The 19,902-nt window shown below is 74.1% G+C and carries 19 protein-coding genes; 14 read left to right on the top strand and 5 right to left on the bottom strand.

What is annotated here, in order from left to right:
- Positions 1–38 precede the first annotated feature (38 nt).
- Positions 39–1,151, top strand: coding sequence for an alpha/beta hydrolase (locus ACGF1Z_RS20110; protein WP_393005793.1), 1,113 nt, complete (start codon positions 39–41; stop codon positions 1,149–1,151).
- On the opposite strand, the gene ACGF1Z_RS20105 is transcribed toward ACGF1Z_RS20110, so the two are convergent.
- On the bottom strand, positions 1,138–2,205 hold the full coding sequence (locus ACGF1Z_RS20105; RefSeq protein ID WP_393005791.1) for an ABC transporter ATP-binding protein: 1,068 nt from the start codon (positions 2,203–2,205) through the stop codon (positions 1,138–1,140). The genes ACGF1Z_RS20110 and ACGF1Z_RS20105 overlap by 14 nt on opposite strands.
- Positions 2,206–2,344: 139 nt before the next feature.
- On the opposite strand from ACGF1Z_RS20105, the gene ACGF1Z_RS20100 reads away from it, so the two are divergent.
- The 4 genes from ACGF1Z_RS20100 to ACGF1Z_RS20085 all read left to right on the top strand — a co-directional run bounded on the left by ACGF1Z_RS20100 (position 2,345) and on the right by ACGF1Z_RS20085 (position 5,878).
- Entirely contained in the window at positions 2,345–3,034 is a 690-nt protein-coding gene (locus ACGF1Z_RS20100) for an ABC transporter permease (RefSeq protein ID WP_393005789.1), read from the top strand.
- Between the two features lies 1 nt (position 3,035).
- Positions 3,036–3,701 carry an ABC transporter permease gene (locus ACGF1Z_RS20095; RefSeq protein WP_393005787.1) on the top strand — a complete coding sequence of 222 codons (666 nt, stop codon included), beginning with the start codon at positions 3,036–3,038 and terminating at the stop codon, positions 3,699–3,701.
- A gap of 15 nt (positions 3,702–3,716) precedes the next feature.
- Positions 3,717–4,706: an ABC transporter substrate-binding protein gene (locus tag ACGF1Z_RS20090; protein ID WP_393005785.1), complete on the top strand. Its 990-nt coding sequence runs from the start codon at positions 3,717–3,719 to the stop codon at positions 4,704–4,706.
- Between the two features lie 131 nt (positions 4,707–4,837).
- Entirely contained in the window at positions 4,838–5,878 is a 1,041-nt protein-coding gene (locus ACGF1Z_RS20085; protein WP_393005783.1) for a hypothetical protein, read from the top strand.
- A gap of 219 nt (positions 5,879–6,097) precedes the next feature.
- Here the strand turns inward: ACGF1Z_RS20085 and ACGF1Z_RS20080 are convergent, their stop codons facing one another.
- A complete protein-coding gene (locus ACGF1Z_RS20080) occupies positions 6,098–7,240 on the bottom strand; it encodes an NADH-quinone oxidoreductase subunit D (RefSeq protein ID WP_393005781.1) in 1,143 nt (380 codons plus the stop codon).
- 233 nt (positions 7,241–7,473) lie between these two features.
- Positions 7,474–8,547, bottom strand: a complete 1,074-nt coding sequence (locus ACGF1Z_RS20075) for an SAM-dependent methyltransferase (protein WP_393006891.1) — start codon at positions 8,545–8,547, stop codon at positions 7,474–7,476.
- A gap of 148 nt (positions 8,548–8,695) precedes the next feature.
- Here ACGF1Z_RS20075 and ACGF1Z_RS20070 point away from each other — a divergent pair, with 148 nt between their 5' ends.
- Genes ACGF1Z_RS20070 through ACGF1Z_RS20060 form a run of 3 tightly spaced genes read left to right on the top strand, consistent with a single transcriptional unit; the run spans position 8,696 to position 11,217 of the window.
- The gene (locus ACGF1Z_RS20070; RefSeq protein WP_393005779.1) at positions 8,696–9,898 is read left to right on the top strand and encodes a histidine kinase; all 1,203 of its coding nucleotides are present in this window, start codon (positions 8,696–8,698) and stop codon (positions 9,896–9,898) included.
- Between the two features lie 40 nt (positions 9,899–9,938).
- Positions 9,939–10,607 (top strand): response regulator, encoded by a 669-nt coding sequence (locus tag ACGF1Z_RS20065; RefSeq protein ID WP_376626573.1) that lies wholly within the window; start codon positions 9,939–9,941, stop codon positions 10,605–10,607.
- 1 nt (position 10,608) lies between these two features.
- Positions 10,609–11,217 carry an AAA family ATPase gene (locus ACGF1Z_RS20060; protein WP_393005776.1) on the top strand — a complete coding sequence of 203 codons (609 nt, stop codon included), beginning with the start codon at positions 10,609–10,611 and terminating at the stop codon, positions 11,215–11,217.
- Between the two features lie 59 nt (positions 11,218–11,276).
- On the opposite strand, the gene ACGF1Z_RS20055 is transcribed toward ACGF1Z_RS20060, so the two are convergent.
- Entirely contained in the window at positions 11,277–12,362 is a 1,086-nt protein-coding gene (locus ACGF1Z_RS20055) for a DUF5937 family protein (RefSeq protein ID WP_393005774.1), read from the bottom strand.
- Between the two features lie 100 nt (positions 12,363–12,462).
- Here ACGF1Z_RS20055 and ACGF1Z_RS20050 point away from each other — a divergent pair, with 100 nt between their 5' ends.
- Positions 12,463–12,681 (top strand): hypothetical protein, encoded by a 219-nt coding sequence (locus ACGF1Z_RS20050; RefSeq protein ID WP_393005772.1) that lies wholly within the window; start codon positions 12,463–12,465, stop codon positions 12,679–12,681.
- Positions 12,682–13,046: 365 nt separating this feature from the next.
- Here the strand turns inward: ACGF1Z_RS20050 and ACGF1Z_RS20045 are convergent, their stop codons facing one another.
- Positions 13,047–14,234 (bottom strand): threonine aldolase family protein, encoded by a 1,188-nt coding sequence (locus tag ACGF1Z_RS20045; RefSeq protein ID WP_393005770.1) that lies wholly within the window; start codon positions 14,232–14,234, stop codon positions 13,047–13,049.
- 181 nt (positions 14,235–14,415) lie between these two features.
- Here ACGF1Z_RS20045 and ACGF1Z_RS20040 point away from each other — a divergent pair, with 181 nt between their 5' ends.
- From ACGF1Z_RS20040 to ACGF1Z_RS20020, 5 genes are read left to right on the top strand one after another with little or no spacing between them, the layout of a single operon-like run.
- The gene (locus ACGF1Z_RS20040) at positions 14,416–15,348 is read left to right on the top strand and encodes a Rossmann-like and DUF2520 domain-containing protein (protein WP_393005768.1); all 933 of its coding nucleotides are present in this window, start codon (positions 14,416–14,418) and stop codon (positions 15,346–15,348) included.
- On the top strand, positions 15,345–16,352 hold the full coding sequence (gene panC / locus ACGF1Z_RS20035; RefSeq protein ID WP_393005766.1) for a pantoate--beta-alanine ligase: 1,008 nt from the start codon (positions 15,345–15,347) through the stop codon (positions 16,350–16,352). The genes ACGF1Z_RS20040 and panC overlap by 4 nt, the downstream gene beginning before the upstream one ends.
- Positions 16,349–18,043 carry an L-aspartate oxidase gene (locus ACGF1Z_RS20030; RefSeq protein ID WP_393005764.1) on the top strand — a complete coding sequence of 565 codons (1,695 nt, stop codon included), beginning with the start codon at positions 16,349–16,351 and terminating at the stop codon, positions 18,041–18,043. Before panC ends, ACGF1Z_RS20030 begins: the two co-directional genes overlap by 4 nt.
- A complete protein-coding gene (gene nadC, locus ACGF1Z_RS20025; protein WP_393005762.1) occupies positions 18,040–19,059 on the top strand; it encodes a carboxylating nicotinate-nucleotide diphosphorylase in 1,020 nt (339 codons plus the stop codon). Before ACGF1Z_RS20030 ends, nadC begins: the two co-directional genes overlap by 4 nt.
- Positions 19,059–19,865, top strand: a complete 807-nt coding sequence (locus tag ACGF1Z_RS20020; protein WP_393005760.1) for a type III pantothenate kinase — start codon at positions 19,059–19,061, stop codon at positions 19,863–19,865. Before nadC ends, ACGF1Z_RS20020 begins: the two co-directional genes overlap by 1 nt.
- Positions 19,866–19,902 lie beyond the last annotated feature (37 nt).

The following is a 19,902-nucleotide window of genomic DNA, read 5'->3' as shown; positions in this document are numbered from 1 at the left end:
ATCTCAGGGAAATATCAGGAAGAAAGCTCGGACGTCTCATGGGTCTCACCAGCAACAAGGTCCTCGCGCTGGCGGTCACGCTGGCCGTGGTGCTGTTCGTCGCGACGATCTGGCTCTGGCCCAGGCTCGCGCGCGGCGGCTGGAAGGCGGTCCTGGGGCGGGTGGGGCTGCTGCTCGCCACCCAGGTGGCGCTGTTCGCCTCGGTCGGTCTGGCGGCGAACAACTCGTTCCTCTTCTACGGCTCCTGGGCCGACCTGTTCGGCCAGGAGCAGGACATGGGCGTGGTGGTGGACCACTCGGCCGGCTCCGAGGACGTCAGGGTGGTGGGGACGCAGGCGGTCGACGTCCCGGGCGGCGGACGTCCTTCGATCGGCGGGCAGATACAGAAGGTCGTCATAGAGGGCGACCGGTCCGGGATCGACTCGCCCGCGTACGTGTACCTGCCGCCGGAGTACTTCCAGGGCCGGTACGCGAAGTCGACGTTTCCGGTCTCCGTGGTGCTGACCGGCTACCCGGGCACGGCGGAGAACCTGCTGAAGGGGCTGAAGTACCCGAAGACGGCCTACGAGCAGGCCAAGGACAAGAAGATGCAGCCGATGATCCTCGTGATGCTGCGTCCGACCGTGGCGCCGCCCCGGGACACCGAGTGCGTGGACGTCCCGGGCGGCCCGCAGACCGAGACCTTCTTCGCCGAGGACCTGCCGAAGGCCATCGCGCAGACCTACCGGGTGGGGACGAAGGCCCGGAACTGGGGCCTCATGGGGAACTCGACCGGCGGCTACTGCGCCCTGAAGATCGCGCTGCACCACCCCGACCGCTTCGCCGCGGCCGCGGGTTTCTCGGCGTACTACAAGGCGGCCGACGACGTGACCACCGGCGACCTGTTCCAGGGCGACAAGGCGGCGAAGAAGCGGGCCGACCTGCTGTGGAGCCTGGACCACCTGCCGCAGGGGCACTCGTCCTTCCTGGTCACGACGTCGAAGCACGGCGAGGGCAACCTCAGGGCGACGCAGGCCTTCGTCAGGAAGGTGAAGGCCCCGGCCACGGTCTCCTCGATCACGCTGGAGAGCGGCGGCCACAACTTCAACACCTGGAACCGGGAGATCCCGCCGGGCCTGGTGTGGATGAGCGGGAAGCTCAGCGCGAGCTGACGGCCTCGCCCGCGGAACTCCTCCCGTCGGCCGGGCCCCCTCCCTCCGTCCGGCCCGCCCCGTCGGACGCGGGCGTTCCCTGCGCCGGGGCCGCCCCGTCCCCGGGGCTCGTACGGCGCAGGGCGCGGTGGACGCCCGCCGTGGTGAGCGAGCCGAGCACGCGGTCCGGGTGGTCGGGCGCGTGCACGGCGACCCGGCCGGCGTCGTGCTGGAGCAGGGCGGCGAGGGCGTCCTTGAGGGAGGCGCCGAGGGGGACCGCGGGGACCGTGGTCCCGGCGGGTTCCTCCAGGTCGGCCTCGGTGACGGGGGTGACGGCGAGCCGCTTGAGGCCGCGGTCCGCCCCGACGAAGCCGGCGACGTACGGGGTGGCGGGGGCGCCGAGCACGGTGGCGGGGGTGTCGAACTGTTCGATGCGGCCCTGTCCGTAGACGGCGATCCGGTCGCCGAGCCGCACCGCCTCCTCCAGGTCGTGCGTGACGAGCAGCACCGTCTTGCGCACGGTGGCCTGCAGGTTCAGGAACTCCGTCTGGAGGCGCTCGCGCACGACGGGGTCGACCGCGCCGAAGGGCTCGTCCATGAGCAGCACCGGCGGGTCGGCGGCGAGCGCACGGGCCACGCCGACGCGCTGGCGCTGACCGCCGGAGAGCTGCTCGGGGTAGCGGTGGCCGTACCGGCCGGGGTCGAGGCCGACCAGGTCGAGGAGTTCCGCGGCGCGCTCCCGGGCCTTGGCCTTCTTCCAGCCGAGCAGGGACGGCACGGTGGCCGTGTTGTCGAGGACGGTGCGGTGCGGGAAGAGCCCGACCTGCTGGATCACGTAGCCGATGGTGCGGCGCAGCCGGACCGGGTCGACCGAGGCGACGTCCTCGCCGCCGAGCAGGATGCGGCCCTCGGTGGGTTCGACGAGCCGGTTCACCATCTTCATCGTGGTCGTCTTGCCGCAGCCGGACGGGCCGACGAGCGTGACCAGCTCCCCCTCGGCGACCTCGAAGGAGAGGTCGTCGACGGCGGTCGTGCCGTCCTCGTAGCGCTTGGTCACGTGCTCGAACCGGATCATGGTTCCCCATTCTGGCCCTTGGCGCCCCGACTTGTGTGAAGGAAGTATTGCCAGAGCGTGGCGGTCCCCCGCGATTGTCCGTGGCGGGCGTTAGGGTCACCAGACGGATGTTCGGAGACGCGTGGTGAAGGGGGTGCGCATGGCCGCGGCGAACTGCCTGGTGACGAACGACTGGATCTGCGGGGAGTATCTGCGCACCCGCACCCAGGAGTTGACCGACGCCACCCTCCAGCATGTGGGAATCACCGTGGTGTCGGTGCTCCTCGGCCTGGTCGTCGCCTTTCCGCTCGCCCTGCTCGTGCGGGCCAGGCCGCGCTTCGCCGGCCCGGTCCTCGGACTCACCACCCTGCTCTACACGGTCCCCTCGCTCGCGATGTTCTCGCTGCTGCTGCCCTTCCTGGGACTCTCCTCGGCGCTCGTCGTGACCGGCCTGGTGCTGTACTCGCTGACCATCCTCGTCCGCGGCGTCCTGGCCGGACTCGCCGCCGTGCCCGAGGACACCAAGGAGGCGGCGCGCGGCATGGGCTACGGCTCGGGCCGGATGCTCTGGGAGGTCGAACTCCCGCTCGCGATGCCCGCGCTGATGGCCGGCCTGCGGATGGCGACGGTCTCCACGATCGCGCTCACCACCGTCGGCTCCATCGTCGGCCGCGGCGGCCTCGGCAATCTGATCGAGGACGCGCTGCCCACCTTCTTCAAGGCCCAGGTGCTCGCCGCCGCCGTGCTGTGCGTGCTCCTCGCGGTCGTCGCCGACCTGCTGCTCCTCGGCCTCCAGCGGCTCCTGACGCCCTGGACCCGGACAGGCGCCGGACGGACGGGAGGAGCCTGACGTGAACGTCCTCACGGACGCCTGGTCCTGGCTGGCCACCGGCGCCAACTGGTCGGGCGAGAGCGGCGTCTGGCACCGGCTGGCCGAGCACCTGTACGTGAGCGGGGCCGCCCTGCTCCTCGCCTGCGCCCTCGCCCTGCCGCTCGGCCTGTGGCTCGGGCACCTGGGCAGGGGCGGCGCGCTCGCCGTCAACATCTCCAACGCGGGCCGGGCGATCCCCGTCTTCGCGGTCCTCGCCCTGTTCATGGTCTCGCCGCTGCGCAACGCCGGCTACGTGCCGACGGTGATCGCGCTCGTCCTCTTCGCGGTTCCGCCGCTGCTCACCCACGCGTACGTGGGCGTGCGGGAGGTGGACCGCGCGGTCGTCGAGGCGGCGCGCGGCATGGGGATGTCGGGCGGGCAGCTCTTCCGCGGGGTCGAACTGCCCCTCGCCCGGCCGATGCTGATGACGGGGCTGCGCTCGGCGGCCGTGCAGGTGGTCGCCACCGCGACGATCGCCGCCATGGTGGGCCAGGGCGGTCTCGGCCGGATCATCACCGCCGGGTTCAACACGTACAACACACCGCAGGTGGTCGCGGGCGCCGTGCTCGTGGCCCTGCTCGCCCTCCTCGTGGAGGCGCTCCTCGTGGCCGCGGACCGGCTCCTCGGCCGCGGGGTCCCGCGGTGACGGACGACGACTGAGATGGGTGATCTTGTGAGCAGGACCTCGCGCATCGCGAGTGCGGTAGTGGCCGTGGCGGCGCTGACGGTCTCGCTGGCCGCGTGCGGCGGCGACAGCCTGGAGAAGTCGAAGGACGGCGGCGCCGAGGGCGGCGCGGGAGGGAAGAAGGGCTCGGTCGTCGTCGGCGCCGCCGCGTTCACCGAGTCGAAGATCCTCGCCGAGCTCTACGCCCAGGTGCTGGACGACGCCGGATACGCGGCGAGCGTCACCACGGTGAAGAATCGCGAGCTGTACGAACCGTCCCTGGAGAAGGGCGAGATCGACGTCGTGCCGGAATACGCGGCGACGCTCGCGGAATTCCTCAACGCGAAGGTGAACGGGCCGAAGGCGCCCGAACAGAAGCCGGTCGCCTCCGGAGACCCGGCCGCCACCACGGAGGCGCTCAGGAAGCTCGCCGAGCCGCGCGGACTGAAGGTGCTCGCGGTCGGCTCGGCGGTGGACCAGAACGCGTTCGCGGTGAGCCGGGAATTCGCGGAGAAGAACAAGCTGACGACCCTTTCCGATCTCGGCCGGGCCAAGCTCAAGGTGAAGATCGCCGCCGGTGACGAATGCGAGATCAGGCCCTTCTGCGCGCCGGGTCTGAAGAAGGCCTACGGGATCGACGTGACGGGCGTCGACCCCAAGGGCGTCGGCACCCCGCAGGCCAAGCAGGCCGTCAAGGACGGGGTGGACCAGCTCGTCCTCACCACCACGACGGACGCCACCGTCGAGTCGTACGGACTGGTCTTCCTGGAGGACGACAAGAAGCTGCAGAACGCGGACAACGTGCTGCCCGTCGTCAATGCGGCCGACGCCGGATCGCCCGCGATAGCGGCCGCGCTCGACAGGATCACCAAGGTCCTGACGACGGCGGATCTCGCCGAACTCAACCGGAAGGTGGACGCCGAGCGGGCGAAGCCGGAGGACGTGGCGAAGGCCTATCTGCAGTCGAAGGGGCTGCTCAAGAAGTAGGCACCGGCCAAGGGCGGTCGGCCGGGCCCGCCCGCGGAATGGAGGCGGCCCGGTCGCCTACGGCGAGAACTCGCCAAGAGATTGCCGGGCCGACCCCCCATACGGCGCCTACGCACGGTAAATTTCAGGCCATGCCACGTGGACGCCACCGCCATTCCCCGCCTCTGCACAAGCTCCTGCCGCCCTCGGCGGTCGCCGGGGCGTCGGTCGTGTGCGCCGCGGCCGCCTGGCTGCTCGGTGATCCCCTGGCGCTGCGGCTGCTCGTCGCCGCCGCGGCGGCCTCGGCCGTCACCGGCGCCGTCCTCATGCGCAGTTGGGACCGGGGTGCCGGCCGGCAGGTGGCCGAGCTGACCCGGGCCCGCGCCGCCGACCAGTGGAAGACCGAGGAGCGGATCGCCGAGCTGGAGTCCGACCTCGAGGAGTCGCGCGAGCTGCGCGCCCGCCTCGACGCCAAGCTGCGCGCCAAGCGCGTCGAGCTGGCCGGCCTCCGCACCGAGCACGCCGACCTCCTGCGCCGCTACGCCACGGCGGAGACCGAGCGGGCGAGCGCCCTGGAGGGACGCCGGATGCTCGCCCTGGAGTCGGGCGCGACGCCCGAGGCCAAGGCGCTGCCGGCCGCCGGCTCCACGCCGACCCCGGAGGCCTACCGGCGGGCGGCGGAGGCGCTGCGGAACCTGGCGGCGGGGCCCGGGGAGAAGACGGAGCCGGAGGCCGGGGCGACGGCCGGCATCGAGCTCAGGCCCAGGGCCGAGGTCGAGTCCAGGACCACGACGGAGACCGAGCCCCCGACCGGGGCGGAGACCGCCGCGGGGCCCGGGAGCGCCGAGTCCGCCGGCGCGCAGGACGACACCGAGCACACCAAGGCCGCCGCCATGCGGCACGTGCCGGCCGCGGCCGCGATCGTCCCGTACGCCGCACGCCGGCCGGTCCCGCGCCCGTCGGGCGGCTTCGACTATTTCGGCACCCACGGCGCGCAGAGCGCGAAGAAGGCCGCCGCGATCGAGGCCGTGCAGGACGCGGACCTCGCCGACGTCGTCGGCGAGGAGGTCCTCGCGGACGTCGCCCGGCGTCCCGCCGAGCAGCGCGCGGTCGGTCAGGTCATCGACCTGACGGCGCACGACGAGACGGAGCAGCTCGACGTGGCGGAGCTCCGGGGCGCCGTCAACTCCTAGCGGGCCCCCGGGGGCCGGGAGCGCTAGGACGCGGCATCACCCGAGCGCGGCGTCACGAGGCGAGAAGCGACCGGCGCGGGGCACGGAGCACGAAGAGACCAGCACGAGGCGGCGAGCACGAAGCTCGGGGCACGAAGCGCGAGAAGCCGGAAGCCGGTGGACACGGTCCACCGGCTTCCGGCATTCCGGCGGCCGCCCGCCGGCCGACCACGCGCGCCGCTACTTGTCGATGTCGCCGACCACGAAGAACAGCGAGCCCAGGATCGCCACCATGTCGGCGACGAGCGTGCCCGGCAGCAGCTCGGTCAGGGCCTGGATGTTGTTGTACGACGCCGAGCGCAGCTTGAGCCGGTACGGCGTCTTCTCGCCCTTGGAGACCAGGTAGTAGCCGTTGATGCCCAGCGGGTTCTCGGTCCACGCGTACGTGTGGCCCTCCGGCGCCTTGAGGACCTTCGGCAGCCGCTGGTTGATCGGCCCCTGCGGCAGCGCGTCCAGCCGGTCCAGGCAGGCGTCCGCGAGGTCGAGGGAGTTGTGGGTCTGGTCGAGCAGGCACTCGAAGCGGGCCAGGCAGTCGCCCTCGGTCCGGGTGACCACGCGCAGGACGTCCTGGAGCTCCCCGTACGCGAGGTACGGCTCGTCGCGGCGCAGATCGAAGTCGACGCCCGAGCCGCGGGCGATCGGCCCCGACACGCCGTACGCGTGCACGGTCTCCGGGCGCAGCACCCCGACCCCGCGGGTCCGTCCCCGGAAGATCTCGTTGCCGAGCACCAGCCGGTCGTACACGTCCATGCGCGAGCGCACGTCCGCGACGGCCGCCCGCGCGCGCCCCAGCCAACCCGCGGGCAGGTCCTCCTTGAGGCCGCCCACCCGGTTGAACATGTAGTGCATCCGGCCGCCGGAGACCTCCTCCATCACGGCCTGGAGCTCCTCGCGCTCGCGGAAGGCGTGGAAGACCGGGGTGATCCCGCCCAGTTCGAGGGGGTACGAGCCGAGGAACATCAGGTGGTTGAGCACCCGGTTCAGCTCCGCGAGCAGCGTCCGCGTCCACACGGCCCGCTCCGGGACCTCCATGCCCAGCATCCGCTCGACGCCCATGACGACCCCGAGCTCGTTGGAGAAGGCGGAGAGCCAGTCGTGCCGGTTGGCCAGCATGATGATCTGCCGGTAGTCCCGGGCCTCGAAGAGCTTCTCGGCCCCCCGGTGCATGTACCCGATCACCGGCTCGGCCTCGCGCACCACCTCGCCGTCGAGCACGAGCCGCAGCCGGAGCACGCCGTGCGTGGAGGGATGCTGCGGCCCGATGTTCAGCACCATGTCGGTGCTCTCCGCCGCGCCGCCGATGCCGACCGTGGTCTCCGTCATGCCGGACAGTATCCCTCGGCCCCAGGCAGACCTCACGACCAGATGACCGCACGACCACCCGACCTCGGGCGGGGCGGCGGAGCGGGTCGTGCGGAGCCGGTCGTCCGGAGCCGATGGGCGGCCGGGGGCGGCCGGGAGACTGCCGCGGGGCGGCCGGGCGACGGCCGGGGTGGAGCGGCCGGCCGAAGCCCCACCCGGAGCAGGCCCTGACGGCACCGCACCTGCTCCGACCGTCAGGGCGTGGGCATGCCCACGCGCTGCGTCAGCCACAGGAAGTCGCCGAGCCCGCCCCGCGCCGTGAGCTCCGCGGCTTCGCCCGCCGCCGTGAGGGCACGGACGTAGCCCGCGGGGTCGGTGGAGGCGAGGGCGAGCGGCGGCCGGGTCCCGCTGACGCCGAGGCCGTGCAGGGCCTCCCGCTGCGTCACGATCCGGCCCCCGGCCGCCCCGAGCCCCGCCGTGAACCCGGCCGCCCCGGCCCCGGCCCCGGCCCCGGCTTCGGCTCCGGCCGTGCCTCCCGAGCCGGGCGAGAGGCCCGGCCGCACCCCGCCTGCCCCGCTCCCTCCCGTCCCGCCCCTCCCCGCCCCGGCCGCCGCGCACGCGTCCAGCGCCACGTGCGCCGTCAGGTCGCAGGAGCCGTCGGGGACGGGGGTGATCTCGCGGCCGTTCCGGTAGCCGGTGAGGGTGCCGAAGAGGGGGCGGGCGGGGTGGAGGTGGGCGTAGTCCACGGCCACCGCCGTGCCCGCCGCGAGGGACCCGACGGCCGCGGCCCAGGCCTCGTCGCGGGGGCGCCCGATCTCCGCGCGTGCGCCCGGCTCGCGCAGCGGCCACCAGCGGTCCAGCCACTCCGCGTCCGGGCCGGACACCTCGGCGCCCAGCCGTTCCGTGCCGTCGGCCCGTACCTCCACGAGACGGACCGTCCCCGACTCGTCGACCTGCGCGATGTCCACGGGCACGTTGTCGAGCCACTCGTTGGCGAACAGCAGGCCCCGCTCGCCCTCCGGCACGCGTCCGGTCCAGGTGACGCGCGGGTCCAGGTCGGCCGGCCGTGCCGCGCGCTCCACCGCGTACGGGCGGACCCGCAGGCCCTCGGGGGCCGCCGCGAGCACTCCGGTGAGGAGCTCGCCGCGCCCCGCGCCCACGTCCACGAGCGCGACCTCGTCGGTGCCGAGCTCCTCCGCGACCCGCACCAGGAGCCTGGTAGCCGCGCCCGCGAAGAGCGGGGAGGCGTGCACCGAGGTGCGGAAGTGGCCGGCCGGACCCTCGGGGCGCAGGAAGAAGCCCCCGGGGCCGTACAGGGCCCGCTCCATGGCCGCCCGCCACCCGAGCCACCCGTCCCACTGACACGTCTCATCCGTCACGCGCCCCAGTCTCCACCTTGGGGAGTACGGGCCTCACGGCAAGGATCGCTCCCACGGCTGACCCCGGCACCTGTCCGCCTTCCCTACGCTGGGTGACGTGCAGCGCCTCTACGACTTCATCCGCAGACACCCGACAGGCGTCGACTCCTTCTGGGCGGTCGTCCTGTTCGGGTTCTCCCTGCTGTGGGTGGGTTCGACCTACCCGGCGATCGACACACCCGTCGCGTACGGGGTCGTCGCCGCGCTGTTCTCCCTGGTCGTGGCCCTGCGCCGGCGCATGCCGGAGAGGATGCTGGTGCTCGCGGTCGGGCTCGGCCTGGCACAGCTCGCCTTCGGCCTCGTCCCCTTCATGGCCGACTTCGCGATGCTCGTGATCATCTACACGGTCGCCGCGCACGACGGCCCGCGCTGGGCCTCCCGGCTCGCGCTGGCCGGCGGGGTGAGCGCGGCGACGCTGTCCCAGCTCCGCTGGCCGCTGTCCGAGACGGAGTCCCCCGCCGCACGCGTCTTCTTCACGGTCATCATGACCGTGCCCTTCGTGCTCGCCTGGGTCCTCGGCGACTCCCTGCGCACCCGCCGGGCCTACTTCGCGCAGCTGGAGGAACGTGCCTCGCGCCTGGAGAAGGAGCGCGAGGCGCAGGCCAAGGTGGCCGTCGCGGCCGAGCGCGCCCGGATCGCCCGCGAGCTGCACGACGTCGTCGCGCACAACGTGTCCGTGATGGTGGTGCAGGCCGACGGCGCCGCCTACGTCATGGACTCCTCGCCCGAGACCGCCAAGCAGGCCCTGGAGACCATCGCCGGCACCGGCCGCCAGGCCCTCGCCGAGATGCGCCGGCTGCTCGGCATCCTGCGCACCGGCGAGCACGAGGAGGCGGGGGAGTACGTGCCCCAGCCCGACGTGCAGCAGATCGAGGACCTGGTGGAGCAGGTGCGCGGCGCCGGGCTCGCGGTCGACTTCAAGATCGAGGGCACCCCCCGTCCGCTGCCCAGCGGCGTCGAGCTCACCGCGTACCGGATCGTCCAGGAAGCCCTCACCAACAGCCGCAAGCACGGCGGCCCCGACGTCGGTGCCAGCGTGCGCCTGGTCTACTTCGACGACGGCCTGGGGCTGCTCGTCGAGGACGACGGCCGGGGCGCGCCGCAGGAGATGTACGAGGACGGGGGCGCCGACGGCCGCGGCCACGGCCTGATCGGCATGCGCGAGCGCGTCGGCATGGTCGGCGGCACCCTGGACGCCGGCCCCCGCGCGGGCGGCGGCTTCCGCATCAGTGCACTGCTCCCGCTCAAGCCCGCTCACTAGCTCCTCCGCTCCCTAGCTCCCTGGAAGGGGACCCCCTGACATGTCCATCCGTGTGATGCTCGTCGACGACCAGGTGCTGCTCCGAACCGGCTTCCGCATGGTGCTCGCCGCCCAGCCGGACATGGAGGTCGTGGCCGAGGCGGGCGACGGGGTGGAGGCCCTGGAGGTGCTGAGGGGGACGTCGGTGGACGTCGTGCTGATGGACGTGCGCATGCCCAAGCTGGACGGGGTGGAGACGACCCGTCGGATCTGCTCGCAGCCGGAGGCGCCGAAGGTGCTGATCCTGACCACGTTCGACCTCGACGAGTACGCGTTCTCCGGGCTCAAGGCGGGTGCCAGCGGCTTCATGCTGAAGGACGTGCCGCCGGCCGAACTGCTCGGCGCGATCCGCTCCGTGCACAGCGGCGACGCGGTCGTCGCCCCGTCCACCACCCGGCGTCTGCTGGACCGCTTCTCGCCGATGCTGCCGTCGTCGGGGCGGGAGCCGGAGCACAAGGAGCTGGACCGGCTCACCGAGCGGGAGCGCGAGGTGATGATGCTGGTCGCGCAGGGCCTGTCGAACGGGGAGATCGCCGCCCGTCTGGTGCTGTCCGAGGCGACCGTCAAGACGCACGTGGGCCGCATCCTCACCAAGCTGGGCCTGCGCGACCGGGTGCAGGTCGTCGTCCTCGCGTACGAGACGGGTCTGGTCCGCGCGGGCGGTCGCTGACGTGCTGCTCTGGATCAACGGCCCGTTCGGCGGCGGCAAGACCCAGACGGCGTACGAGCTGCGCCGGCGGCTGCCCGGCAGCGTCGTCTGCGATCCGGAGCACGTGGGCTTCGGGCTGCACCGCACCCTGCCGCCCGGGCTGCGGGAGGACTTCCAGGACCTCGCCGCCTGGCGGCAGGGCGTGTACGAGGTGCTCGACCTGGCGCTGCGGAGGCACGACGGGCCGGTGCTGGTGCCGATGACCCTCGTGCAGCCGGCCTACTTCGAGGAGATCGTCGGGCGGCTGCGGGCCGCCCACGGCGAGGAACGGGTCCGGCACTTCGCGCTGCTCGCCGACCGCGAGACGGTGCTCGGACGGCTCGCCGAGCGGGGGCTGGGGCGCGGGCTGCGACGCGAGAGTTTCGCCGTGCGCCGGCTGGACGACTGCCTGGAGGCCCTCGCCGGTCCGCGGTTCGCCCACCACGTCCGTACGGACGAACTCACCGTCCCGCAGGTCGCCGACCGCGTCGCGGAACTCGCGGGGCTGCGGATCACGCCGAACACCGACGGGGCTCTGCGGCACCGGCTGCGGCGGATCCGGGTGGGGCTCGCGCACATCCGCTTCGACTAGGCCGTCTCTCCCGGCTCTGCCCCCTGCCCTGGCCCTGGTCCCGCTCCCCCCCCGCTCCGTCAGCGGAGCACCGACTCCAGGAAGTCGCTGCCCAGGCGGGCCACGACGGAGGGGTTCAGCTGGTGGAGCACGTACCGGCCCCGGCGCTGGGTGATCAGGAGGCCCGCCTTCTTCAGGACGGAGAGGTGGCGGGAGACCTCCGGGGCGGTGATGCCGTACGCGTCGGCCAGCTCGCTCGTCGAGAACGGGCCGCGCGCCAGGCTGCGGCACAGCCGCATCCGCATCGGGTGGGCGATGGCCTCCAGGCGCAGCTTGACCGTCTCGACCGGCTCGGCGCCGCCGACCTCGCCGTTGTCGGCCGGGTACTGGATCACGGGCTGCCAGCCGGGCGCCGACAGGGCGAAGAGGTGCGGCCGGCCGAAGGCGGTCGGCACGAGCGTCACGGCTCCGCCGTGCGCCTCGGTCCGGCCGTGCACCAGCTTGTCCACCACGATCCGGGAACCGCGCTCGTCCTCCTCCAGGGAGAGTGCCGGTGAGGCGGCCGTCAGGGCGTCGGCCAGGCCCTTGCGGCGCAGCAGTTCGGTCTTGTGCCGGGCGTCGGCGGCGAGCTGGACGCGGACCCGTCGCCAGGTGTCGGCGAAGAACGCCTGGTCGCAGTCCTCCAGGAGGCGGCGGATCCAGGCTCGGGTGGCGGTCGGCTCGGCCAGCATCCGCTCCACGAACGCGGACTGGCGCGGGCCGCGGGCCGCGGCCAGGTCGAGGGCGCGGCGCCGGGCCCGCGCGTCGACGAGCGGGGAGGGGACGTCGGTGGCGAGGGTGCTGCACGAGATCTCCAGGGCCGCGCCGACGAACTTCTCGTCGTCCATGCGGTCGACATCGTCCAGTTCCTCGGCGAGGGTCTCCCGGGGTTGTGCCGGCAGCAGGAAGTCGGACCGGGTGGACCGCCACATGAAGTCGGCCTCGTGGAGCCGGTCGGCCAGCTCGGGCTTGAGCACGGCCGCCGTCGTGGTCGTCCAGGCGTGCAGCCGGGCGTGATGGCCCGGCTCGGCGAGGGCGTGCAGGGCGTTGCCGAGCTCGGCCAGCGGCGAGGGGCAGAAGGTGATCCGCTCGTGCGGCAGTCCGGTGATGTCGATGGTCACGCTCACGGACCCATGGTGAGGGGTGCGGTGGGGTGGCTGTCCCGCCGTTTGACGAGCCCCGTCAATCCGCGGGCCGTACGGCGCGGCCCGGGCGCACGGTGGGCCCGTGAACGCACTCCACCAGTACATGTTCGACACCTACCGGGCAGCCCGGCACGACGAGCCCCCGCCGCCCGTGCCCGGCGCCCTCGACGTCGCGACGCTGAAGGCGGTCCGCGACCACCGCCGCTTCGAGGCGGTCCTGACGGCCCGCCCGGCCAGGGGCCGCCTGCGCGCGGCGCTCATGCGCCGACTCCACGCGGGCCGTTGCCGGCACACGCCCTGACGACCGGCACCAGCGCCTGCCGTGGCGACCGGCGCCGGCGCGTGCTGTGGCGACCGGCACCAGGGCACGCCGTGGCGACCGGCACCAGGGCACGCCGTGGCAACCGGCACCAGCGCCTGCCGTGGCGACCGGCACCAGGGCACGCCGCAGCGGTCCGGGCCAGGACCCGCGGTGGCGAACCGCGAACCGGAACCGAACCCGCCGTTGCCACCCGGGCGACGCGGACGCCGTGGGCCGCCGGGACCAGGCCGCGCCCGCCCTCGCCACCCCGACCCGCGCACACCGCGGCCGTGGCCGCGGTGTGCGCCGGGCTGCGGGCCAGCCGCGCTCGGCCCCGCCCCGCCCGACGCCGGGGCCGGGACCGCCTACAGCCGCCCCAGGAAGTCCTTCGCCGCCTCCTTCACGTCCTGTGCCGTCCACTCCAGGCCCGGCGCGCCGATGGTCACCTCGGTCGCCCCCACGCCCGGCGGGGCGCCCGCGGGGCCGGGGAACCAGCGGCGGAACAGGACGGTGCCGGTGTCCTCCGTCAGGGACAGCGCGGCCGCGGTCAGCGCGTCGGGCTCGTGGGGCAGCCAGACCTGGAACTGGTGGGTGTACGGGACCTCCGGGTGCACCCGGTACCAGCCGAGCCCCGCCTCCGCGAAGGCTTCCCGCAGCGCGGCCGCGACCACGCGCGCGTGCACCACGTACGCGGGCAGCCGGGGCAGCTCGGTGTCCAGGCCGCGCAGCGCGGAGAGGGCCGCCGGGTACTGCTGGAAGACCTGGCCGCCGTAGCGGTGCCGCCACAGCCGCGCCTCCTCCACCAGCTCCTCGGGGCCCGCCAGCGCGGCGCCCGACATGCCGCCGAGGGACTTGTAGAACGACACGTAGACGCTGTCCGCGAGCCCCGCGATCTCCGGCAGCGGGCGGCCGAAGTGCGTCGGACAGTCCCACAGCCGCGCCCCGTCGAAGTGGACCACCGCGTCCCGCTCCCGGGCCGCCTCCACGACGTCGACGAGCTCGTCCCAGGTGGGCAGGACGAAGCCGGCGTCCCGGAGGGGCAGCTCCAGCATCAGCGCGCCGAAGGGCTCGGGGTGCTCGCGCACCTCCTCGGCCGTCGGCAGCCGGGGCTCGGTGGTCGGATGGGTGGTGCGCAGTCCGCTGACCCGTTCGAACGAGCGGTTCTCGTGCACCTCCGGATGGGCGAGGGGGTGCAGCGCGACCACCGGGTTCCCGGTCCGCCCGGCCCAGCAGCGCAGCGCGATCTGCTGGGCCATGGTGCCGGTCGGGAAGAACGCGGCCGCCGGAAGGCCCAGCTCCCGGGCGACCCGGCGCTCCAGCTCCTCGACGACCGTGTCGCCGTACGCGTCGACCGGGGTGTCCGCGTACGGCGAGCCGGCGGTCCACTCGGCCAGCTCGCGCAGCCGCGCCCCGACGCCGCCGTCCATCGGGGCGTCCCACAGTTTGCGCGGGGCGCCGCCCCACACCTTGGCCCGGTGTGCCCGGCCCGACTCCTCGGGTTCCTGTCCGGCCTCGGCCGTTCGCTGCTCTTCCGCGAGCTGATCGGATTCCATGACCCGATCATGGGCCATGGGGTCCTCGTTCCCGACGGTCTTCTCCACAGGGTGTGGGCGCCGGTCATACCGCCGCCCACACCCTGTGGACAGCCGTGAGGGGGGCGCGAAACGCTGGCGTAGCATGACCAGAAATCGTCCGGTACCCCCCGAGGACTGGAACGGAAGGCCGACCCGAACAGTGAACGCACCACCAGAACCCCGGCACCCGCAGGCGGACCGCGCCGAGGACCGCCCCGCCCGGCTCACCGTCGGCGTCGTGGGCGCGGGCCGCGTGGGCCCCGCCCTCGCCGCGGCCCTCCAGCTCGCGGGCCACCGCCCGGTCGCCGTCTCGGCGGTCTCCGAGGCCTCCCGGCGCCGCGCCGCGGCCCTGCTGCCCGACGTGCCGGTCGTGGAGCCCGCGCGCGTGCTCGCCCTCGCCGACCTGGTCCTGCTCACCGTCCCCGACGACGCCCTGCCGGGCCTGGTCGAGGGCCTCGCCGACACCGGTGCCGTACGGCCCGGCCAGCTCGTCGTGCACACCTCCGGGCGGTACGGGGTCCAGGTCCTCGACCCGGCCCGCCGGGCCGGCGCCCTGCCGCTGGCCCTGCACCCCGCCATGACGTTCACCGGCACCTCCGTGGACGTCCAGCGGCTCGCCGGCTGCTCCTTCGGGGTCACCGCCCCCGGGGAGCTGCGGCTCGCGGCCGAGGCGCTCGTCATCGAGATGGGCGGCGAGCCCGAGTGGATCGCCGAGGAGAACCGCCCGCTCTATCACGCGGCCCTCGCCCTGGGCGCGAACCACCTGGTCACCCTGGTCGCCCAGGCCATGGAGCTGCTCCGCACGGCGGGCGTCGCCGCCCCCGACCGGATGCTCGGTCCGCTGCTGGGCGCCGCCCTGGACAACGCGCTGCGGTCCGGCGACTCCGCGCTCACCGGGCCCGTCGCGCGCGGCGACGCCGGCACGGTCGCCGCCCACGTGGCCGAGCTGCACAAGCATGCGCCCGGCACCGTCGCCGGCTATCTCGCGATGGCCCGCGCGACGGCCGACCGGGCCCTCGCACACGGCCTGCTCAAGCCCGAGCTGGCCGAGGATCTGCTGGGCGTGCTCGCCGAGGGGGACGAACACCGATGACTCTCACGCCGGTCCGTACGGCCGCCGAGCTCCGCGCCCTGCCGGGCGCCGCGCGCCGCGCCGTCGTCATGACGATGGGCGCCCTCCACGAGGGCCACGCCACCCTGGTGCGGGCCGCCCGCGACCGGGTCGGCCCCGACGGCACCGTCGTCGTCACCGTCTTCGTCAACCCGCTGCAGTTCGGCGCCGGCGAGGACCTCGACCGCTACCCTCGCACGCTCGACGCCGACCTGCGGATCGCCGAGGCGGCCGGCGCCGACGCGGTGTTCGCCCCGGCCGTCGACGAGGTCTATCCCGGCGGCGAGCCGCAGGTGCGGATCACCGCCGGGCCCATCGGGGAGCGCCTGGAGGGCGCCTCCCGGCCCGGCCACTTCGACGGGATGCTCACCGTCGTCGCCAAGCTCCTCCACCTCACCGCGCCCGACCTGGCCTTCTTCGGCCAGAAGGACGCCCAGCAGCTGGCCCTGATCCGCCGCATGGTCCGGGACCTGAACTTCCCGGTCGAGATCGTCGGCGTGCCGACCGTACGCGAGGACGACGGCCTGGCCCTGTCCAGCCGCAACCGCTACCTGTCGGCCGAGGAGCGGGCCACCGCCCTCGCGCTGTCCCGCGCGCTGTTCGCCGCCCGCGACCGGCTCGCCGCCCAGGAGGCGCTGCGCGCCCGGGCCGCGGCCCTGCCGGGCGCCCAGGGGCGGGCCGAGGACCGCGCCGAGGCGCTGTCCCGGCTGGGCGAGGCCCGCGCGGCCGCGGACGCCCACGCGGTCGCCCAGGTGGTCGAGGGCGGGGGCGCCGAGGCCGTGCGGGCCGCCGCCCGCGTCGTCCTCGACGACGCGGCGAAGGCGCGGACGCCGCTCACCCTGGACTATCTGGCCCTGGTCGACCCGGACGACTTCACCGAGGTCGAGGACGACCACGACGGAGAGGCGATCCTCGCCGTCGCCGCGCGGGTGGGGAGCACGCGGCTCATCGACAACCTCCCCCTGACCTTCGGAGCCACGAAGTGACCGCAATACGGCTGCACGCGCCCGCCCCCGGCTGGTCCATCGACGCCGACGTCGTCGTGGTCGGCTCCGGTGTCGCGGGCCTGACCGCGGCGCTGCGCTGCACCGCCGAGGGGCTGCGCACCGTCGTCGTCACCAAGGCGCTCCTCGACGCCGGTTCCACCCGTTGGGCCCAGGGCGGCATCGCCGCGGCGCTCGGCGAGGGCGACACCCCCGAGCAGCACCTCGACGACACCCTCGTCGCCGGCGCGGGCCTGTGCGACGAGCGGGCCGTGCGCGCGCTCGTCACCGAGGGCCCGGACGCGGTGCGCCGGCTCATCGAGACGGGCGCCTCCTTCGACCTCACCGAAGAGGGCGCGATCGCGCTGACCCGCGAGGGCGGCCACCACCGTCGCCGGATCGCGCACGCCGGCGGCGACGCGACCGGCGCCGAGATCTCCCGGGCGCTCGTCGAGGCGATCCGCGCGCGGGGCGTGCGCACCATCGAGCACGCGCTCGTCCTCGACCTGCTCAAGGACGCCGAGGGCCGCACGGCGGGCGTGACCCTGCACGTGATGGGCGAGGGGCAGCACGACGGCGTCGGCGCCGTCCACGCCCCCGCCGTGGTCCTGGCCACCGGCGGCATGGGCCAGGTCTTCTCGGCCACCACCAACCCGGCCGTCTCCACCGGGGACGGCGTCGCGCTCGCGCTGCGCGCCGGGGCGGAGGTCTCCGACCTCGAGTTCGTCCAGTTCCACCCGACCGTGCTCTTCCTGGGCGCCGGCTCCGAGGGCCAGCAGCCGCTGGTCTCCGAGGCCGTCCGCGGCGAGGGCGCCCACCTGGTCGACGCCGACGGCGTGCGCTTCATGCTGGGGCAGCACGAGCTGGCCGAGCTGGCGCCGCGCGACATCGTCGCCAAGGCGATCACGCGCCGCATGCTGGAGCGCGGCGCCGAGCACATGTACCTCGACGCGCGTCACTTCGGCGCCGAGATGTGGGAGCAGCGCTTCCCCACGATCCTGGCCGCCTGCCGGGCGCACGGCATCGATCCGGTCACCGAGCCGATCCCGGTCGCCCCGGCGGCTCACTACGCCTCCGGCGGGGTGCGCACCGACCTGTACGGCCGGACGACCGTGCCGGGCCTGTACGCGTGCGGTGAGGTCGCCTGCACCGGCGTGCACGGCGCCAACCGGCTGGCCTCGAACTCTCTCCTGGAGGGCCTGGTCTTCGCCGAGCGGATCGTCGCCGACATCGTGGCGCACGGCCCGCACCGCCGGGGCCGGCCGGCCGTCGTCCCGTCCGGGGGCCTGGAGCTCTCGCTGCTCGTCCCGGAGGTCCGCCGGGAGATCCAGCGGATCATGACGGAGGGCGCGGGTGTGCTGCGCTCCGCCGAGAGCCTGGCCGTCGCGGCCGAGGCCATCGAGCGCCTGCGGCTCGACGCCGAAGAGGACCGCAAGGCGGCCGAGCCGGGCGTCGAGGCCTGGGAGACGGCCAACCTGCTGTGCGTCGCCCGGGTCCTCGTGGCCGCCGCCCGCGCGCGCGAGGAGACCCGCGGCTGCCACTGGCGCGAGGACCGTCCCGACCGGGACGACGCGGCCTGGCGCCGCCATCTGGTCGTCCGGCTGACGCCCGACCGACGCCTGGTGGTGCGGCGCACCGCCGGAGCAGACTTTCCGCCCGTAACCCCTGACGCACCCCTGGAGCCGCTGTCGTGAGCACGCCCGAGGAAGCACGTCCGCAGCCCGTGGACGTCCCCCTGATCCAGATCAACGCCGCCCCGGCCGAGTCCGCCGGCGGCTGCGGCGACGGCTGCGGCTGCGGCGAGGCCGACGAGTTCGAGTGCGGGCTCGACCCGGCGCTCGCCGGGCTGCTCGCCGACGCCGGGCTCGACCCGGTCCAGGTCGAGGACATCGCGCACCTGGCCATCGCCGAGGACCTCGACGGCGGCGTCGACGTGACGACCGTGGCGACCGTCCCCGAGGACGCCGTCGCGACCGCCGACTTCACCGCCCGCGAGGCCGGTGTGGTGGCCGGCCTGCGGGTCGCCGAGGCGGTCCTGTCGATCGTCTGCACCGACGAGTTCGAGGTCGAGCGGCACGTCGAGGACGGCGAGCGCGTCGAGGCCGGCGACAAGCTGCTCAGCGTCACCGCCCGGACCCGCGACCTGCTCACCGGCGAGCGCAGCGCCCTGAACATCCTGTGCCGCCTGTCCGGCATCGCGACGGCCACCCGCAAGTGGGCGGACGCGCTGGAGGGCACGAACGCGAAGGTCCGCGACACCCGCAAGACCACCCCGGGCCTGCGCGCGCTGGAGAAGTACGCGGTGCGCTGCGGCGGCGGCGTCAACCACCGCATGTCGCTGTCGGACGCCGCCCTGGTGAAGGACAACCACGTGGTCGCCGCCGGTGGCGTGGCCGAGGCCTTCAAGGCCGTGCGGGAGCTGTTCCCGGAGCTGCCGATCGAGGTCGAGGTCGACACGATGCACCAGGTCCGCGAGGTCCTGGACGCGGGCGCCGACCTGATCCTGCTGGACAACTTCACGCCGCTCGAGACCGAGGAGGCGGTCGCCCTGGTGGCCGGCCGCGCGGTCCTGGAGTCCTCCGGCCGGCTGACGCTGGAGAACGCGGCGGCGTACGCGGCGACCGGTGTGGACTACCTGGCGGTCGGCGGCCTCACCCACTCGTCCCCGATCCTCGACATCGGGCTCGACCTGCGCGAGGTGCGCTCCTGATGCTTCTCACGATCGACGTCGGCAACACGCAGACGGTACTCGGGCTCTTCGACGGCGACGAGATCGTCGAGCACTGGCGGATCTCCACCGACCCGAGCCGTACCGCCGACGAGTGGGCGGTCCTGTTGCAGGGTCTGATGGGCATGCACCCGCTGCTGGGCGCCGAGCTGGGCAACGGCATCGGGGGGATCGCGATCTGCGCGACGGTCCCCTCGGTCCTGCACGAGCTGCGCGAGGTGACCCGCCGCTACTACGGCGACGTCCCGGCGGTCCTGGTGGAGCCGGGCGTCAAGACGGGCGTGCCGGTCCTCACGGACAACCCCAAGGAGGTCGGCGCCGACCGCATCATCAACGCGGTCGCGGCGGTCGAGCTCTACGGCGGTCCGGCGATCTGCGTCGACTTCGGCACGGCGACGACGTACGACGCGATCACGGCCCGCGGCGAGTACGCGGGCGGCGCGATCGCCCCGGGCATCGAGATCTCGGTCGAGGCGCTGGGCGTCAAGGGCGCGATGCTCCGCAAGATCGAGCTGGCCCGCCCGCGCAGCGTGATCGGCAAGAACACGGTCGAGGCGATGCAGTCCGGCATCGTCTTCGGCTACGCGGGGCAGGTGGACGGGGTCGTCGCGCGGATGAAGCGCGAGCTGGTCGGCCCGGACGGGGACCCGTCGGACGTGACGGTGATCGCGACCGGGGGCCTGGCGCCGATGGTGCTCGCCGACTCCCGGGAGATCGACGCGCACGAGCCGTGGCTGACCCTGATCGGCCTGCGGATGGTCTACGAGCGGAACGTCTCCCGCATGTAGGGCCGGGACCGGGGCCGGCGCCGTCCGGCCCCGACCC

This window comes from Streptomyces sp. NPDC048018 (genome assembly GCF_043202995.1).
Taxonomy (GTDB): Bacteria; Actinomycetota; Actinomycetes; order Streptomycetales; family Streptomycetaceae; genus Streptomyces.
Note: the sequence above shows the minus strand (reverse complement) of the source record. Positions and strands in the feature narration are given on the sequence as shown.

What these genes read in the sequence shown, in the direction of transcription:
- ACGF1Z_RS20110 (WP_393005793.1), top strand. Translation starts at nt 39, where the DNA reads ATGGGTCTCACCAGCAACAAGGTCCTCGCGCTGGCGGTCACGCTGGCC.
- ACGF1Z_RS20105 (WP_393005791.1), bottom strand. Translation starts at nt 2,205, where the DNA reads ATGATCCGGTTCGAGCACGTGACCAAGCGCTACGAGGACGGCACGACC.
- ACGF1Z_RS20100 (WP_393005789.1), top strand. Translation starts at nt 2,345, where the DNA reads ATGGCCGCGGCGAACTGCCTGGTGACGAACGACTGGATCTGCGGGGAG.
- ACGF1Z_RS20090 (WP_393005785.1), top strand. Translation starts at nt 3,717, where the DNA reads ATGGGTGATCTTGTGAGCAGGACCTCGCGCATCGCGAGTGCGGTAGTG.
- ACGF1Z_RS20085 (WP_393005783.1), top strand. Translation starts at nt 4,838, where the DNA reads ATGCCACGTGGACGCCACCGCCATTCCCCGCCTCTGCACAAGCTCCTG.
- ACGF1Z_RS20080 (WP_393005781.1), bottom strand. Translation starts at nt 7,240, where the DNA reads ATGACGGAGACCACGGTCGGCATCGGCGGCGCGGCGGAGAGCACCGAC.
- ACGF1Z_RS20075 (WP_393006891.1), bottom strand. Translation starts at nt 8,547, where the DNA reads ATGGAGCGGGCCCTGTACGGCCCCGGGGGCTTCTTCCTGCGCCCCGAG.
- ACGF1Z_RS20065 (WP_376626573.1), top strand. Translation starts at nt 9,939, where the DNA reads ATGTCCATCCGTGTGATGCTCGTCGACGACCAGGTGCTGCTCCGAACC.
- ACGF1Z_RS20045 (WP_393005770.1), bottom strand. Translation starts at nt 14,234, where the DNA reads ATGGAATCCGATCAGCTCGCGGAAGAGCAGCGAACGGCCGAGGCCGGA.
- panC (WP_393005766.1), top strand. Translation starts at nt 15,345, where the DNA reads ATGACTCTCACGCCGGTCCGTACGGCCGCCGAGCTCCGCGCCCTGCCG.
- ACGF1Z_RS20020 (WP_393005760.1), top strand. Translation starts at nt 19,059, where the DNA reads ATGCTTCTCACGATCGACGTCGGCAACACGCAGACGGTACTCGGGCTC.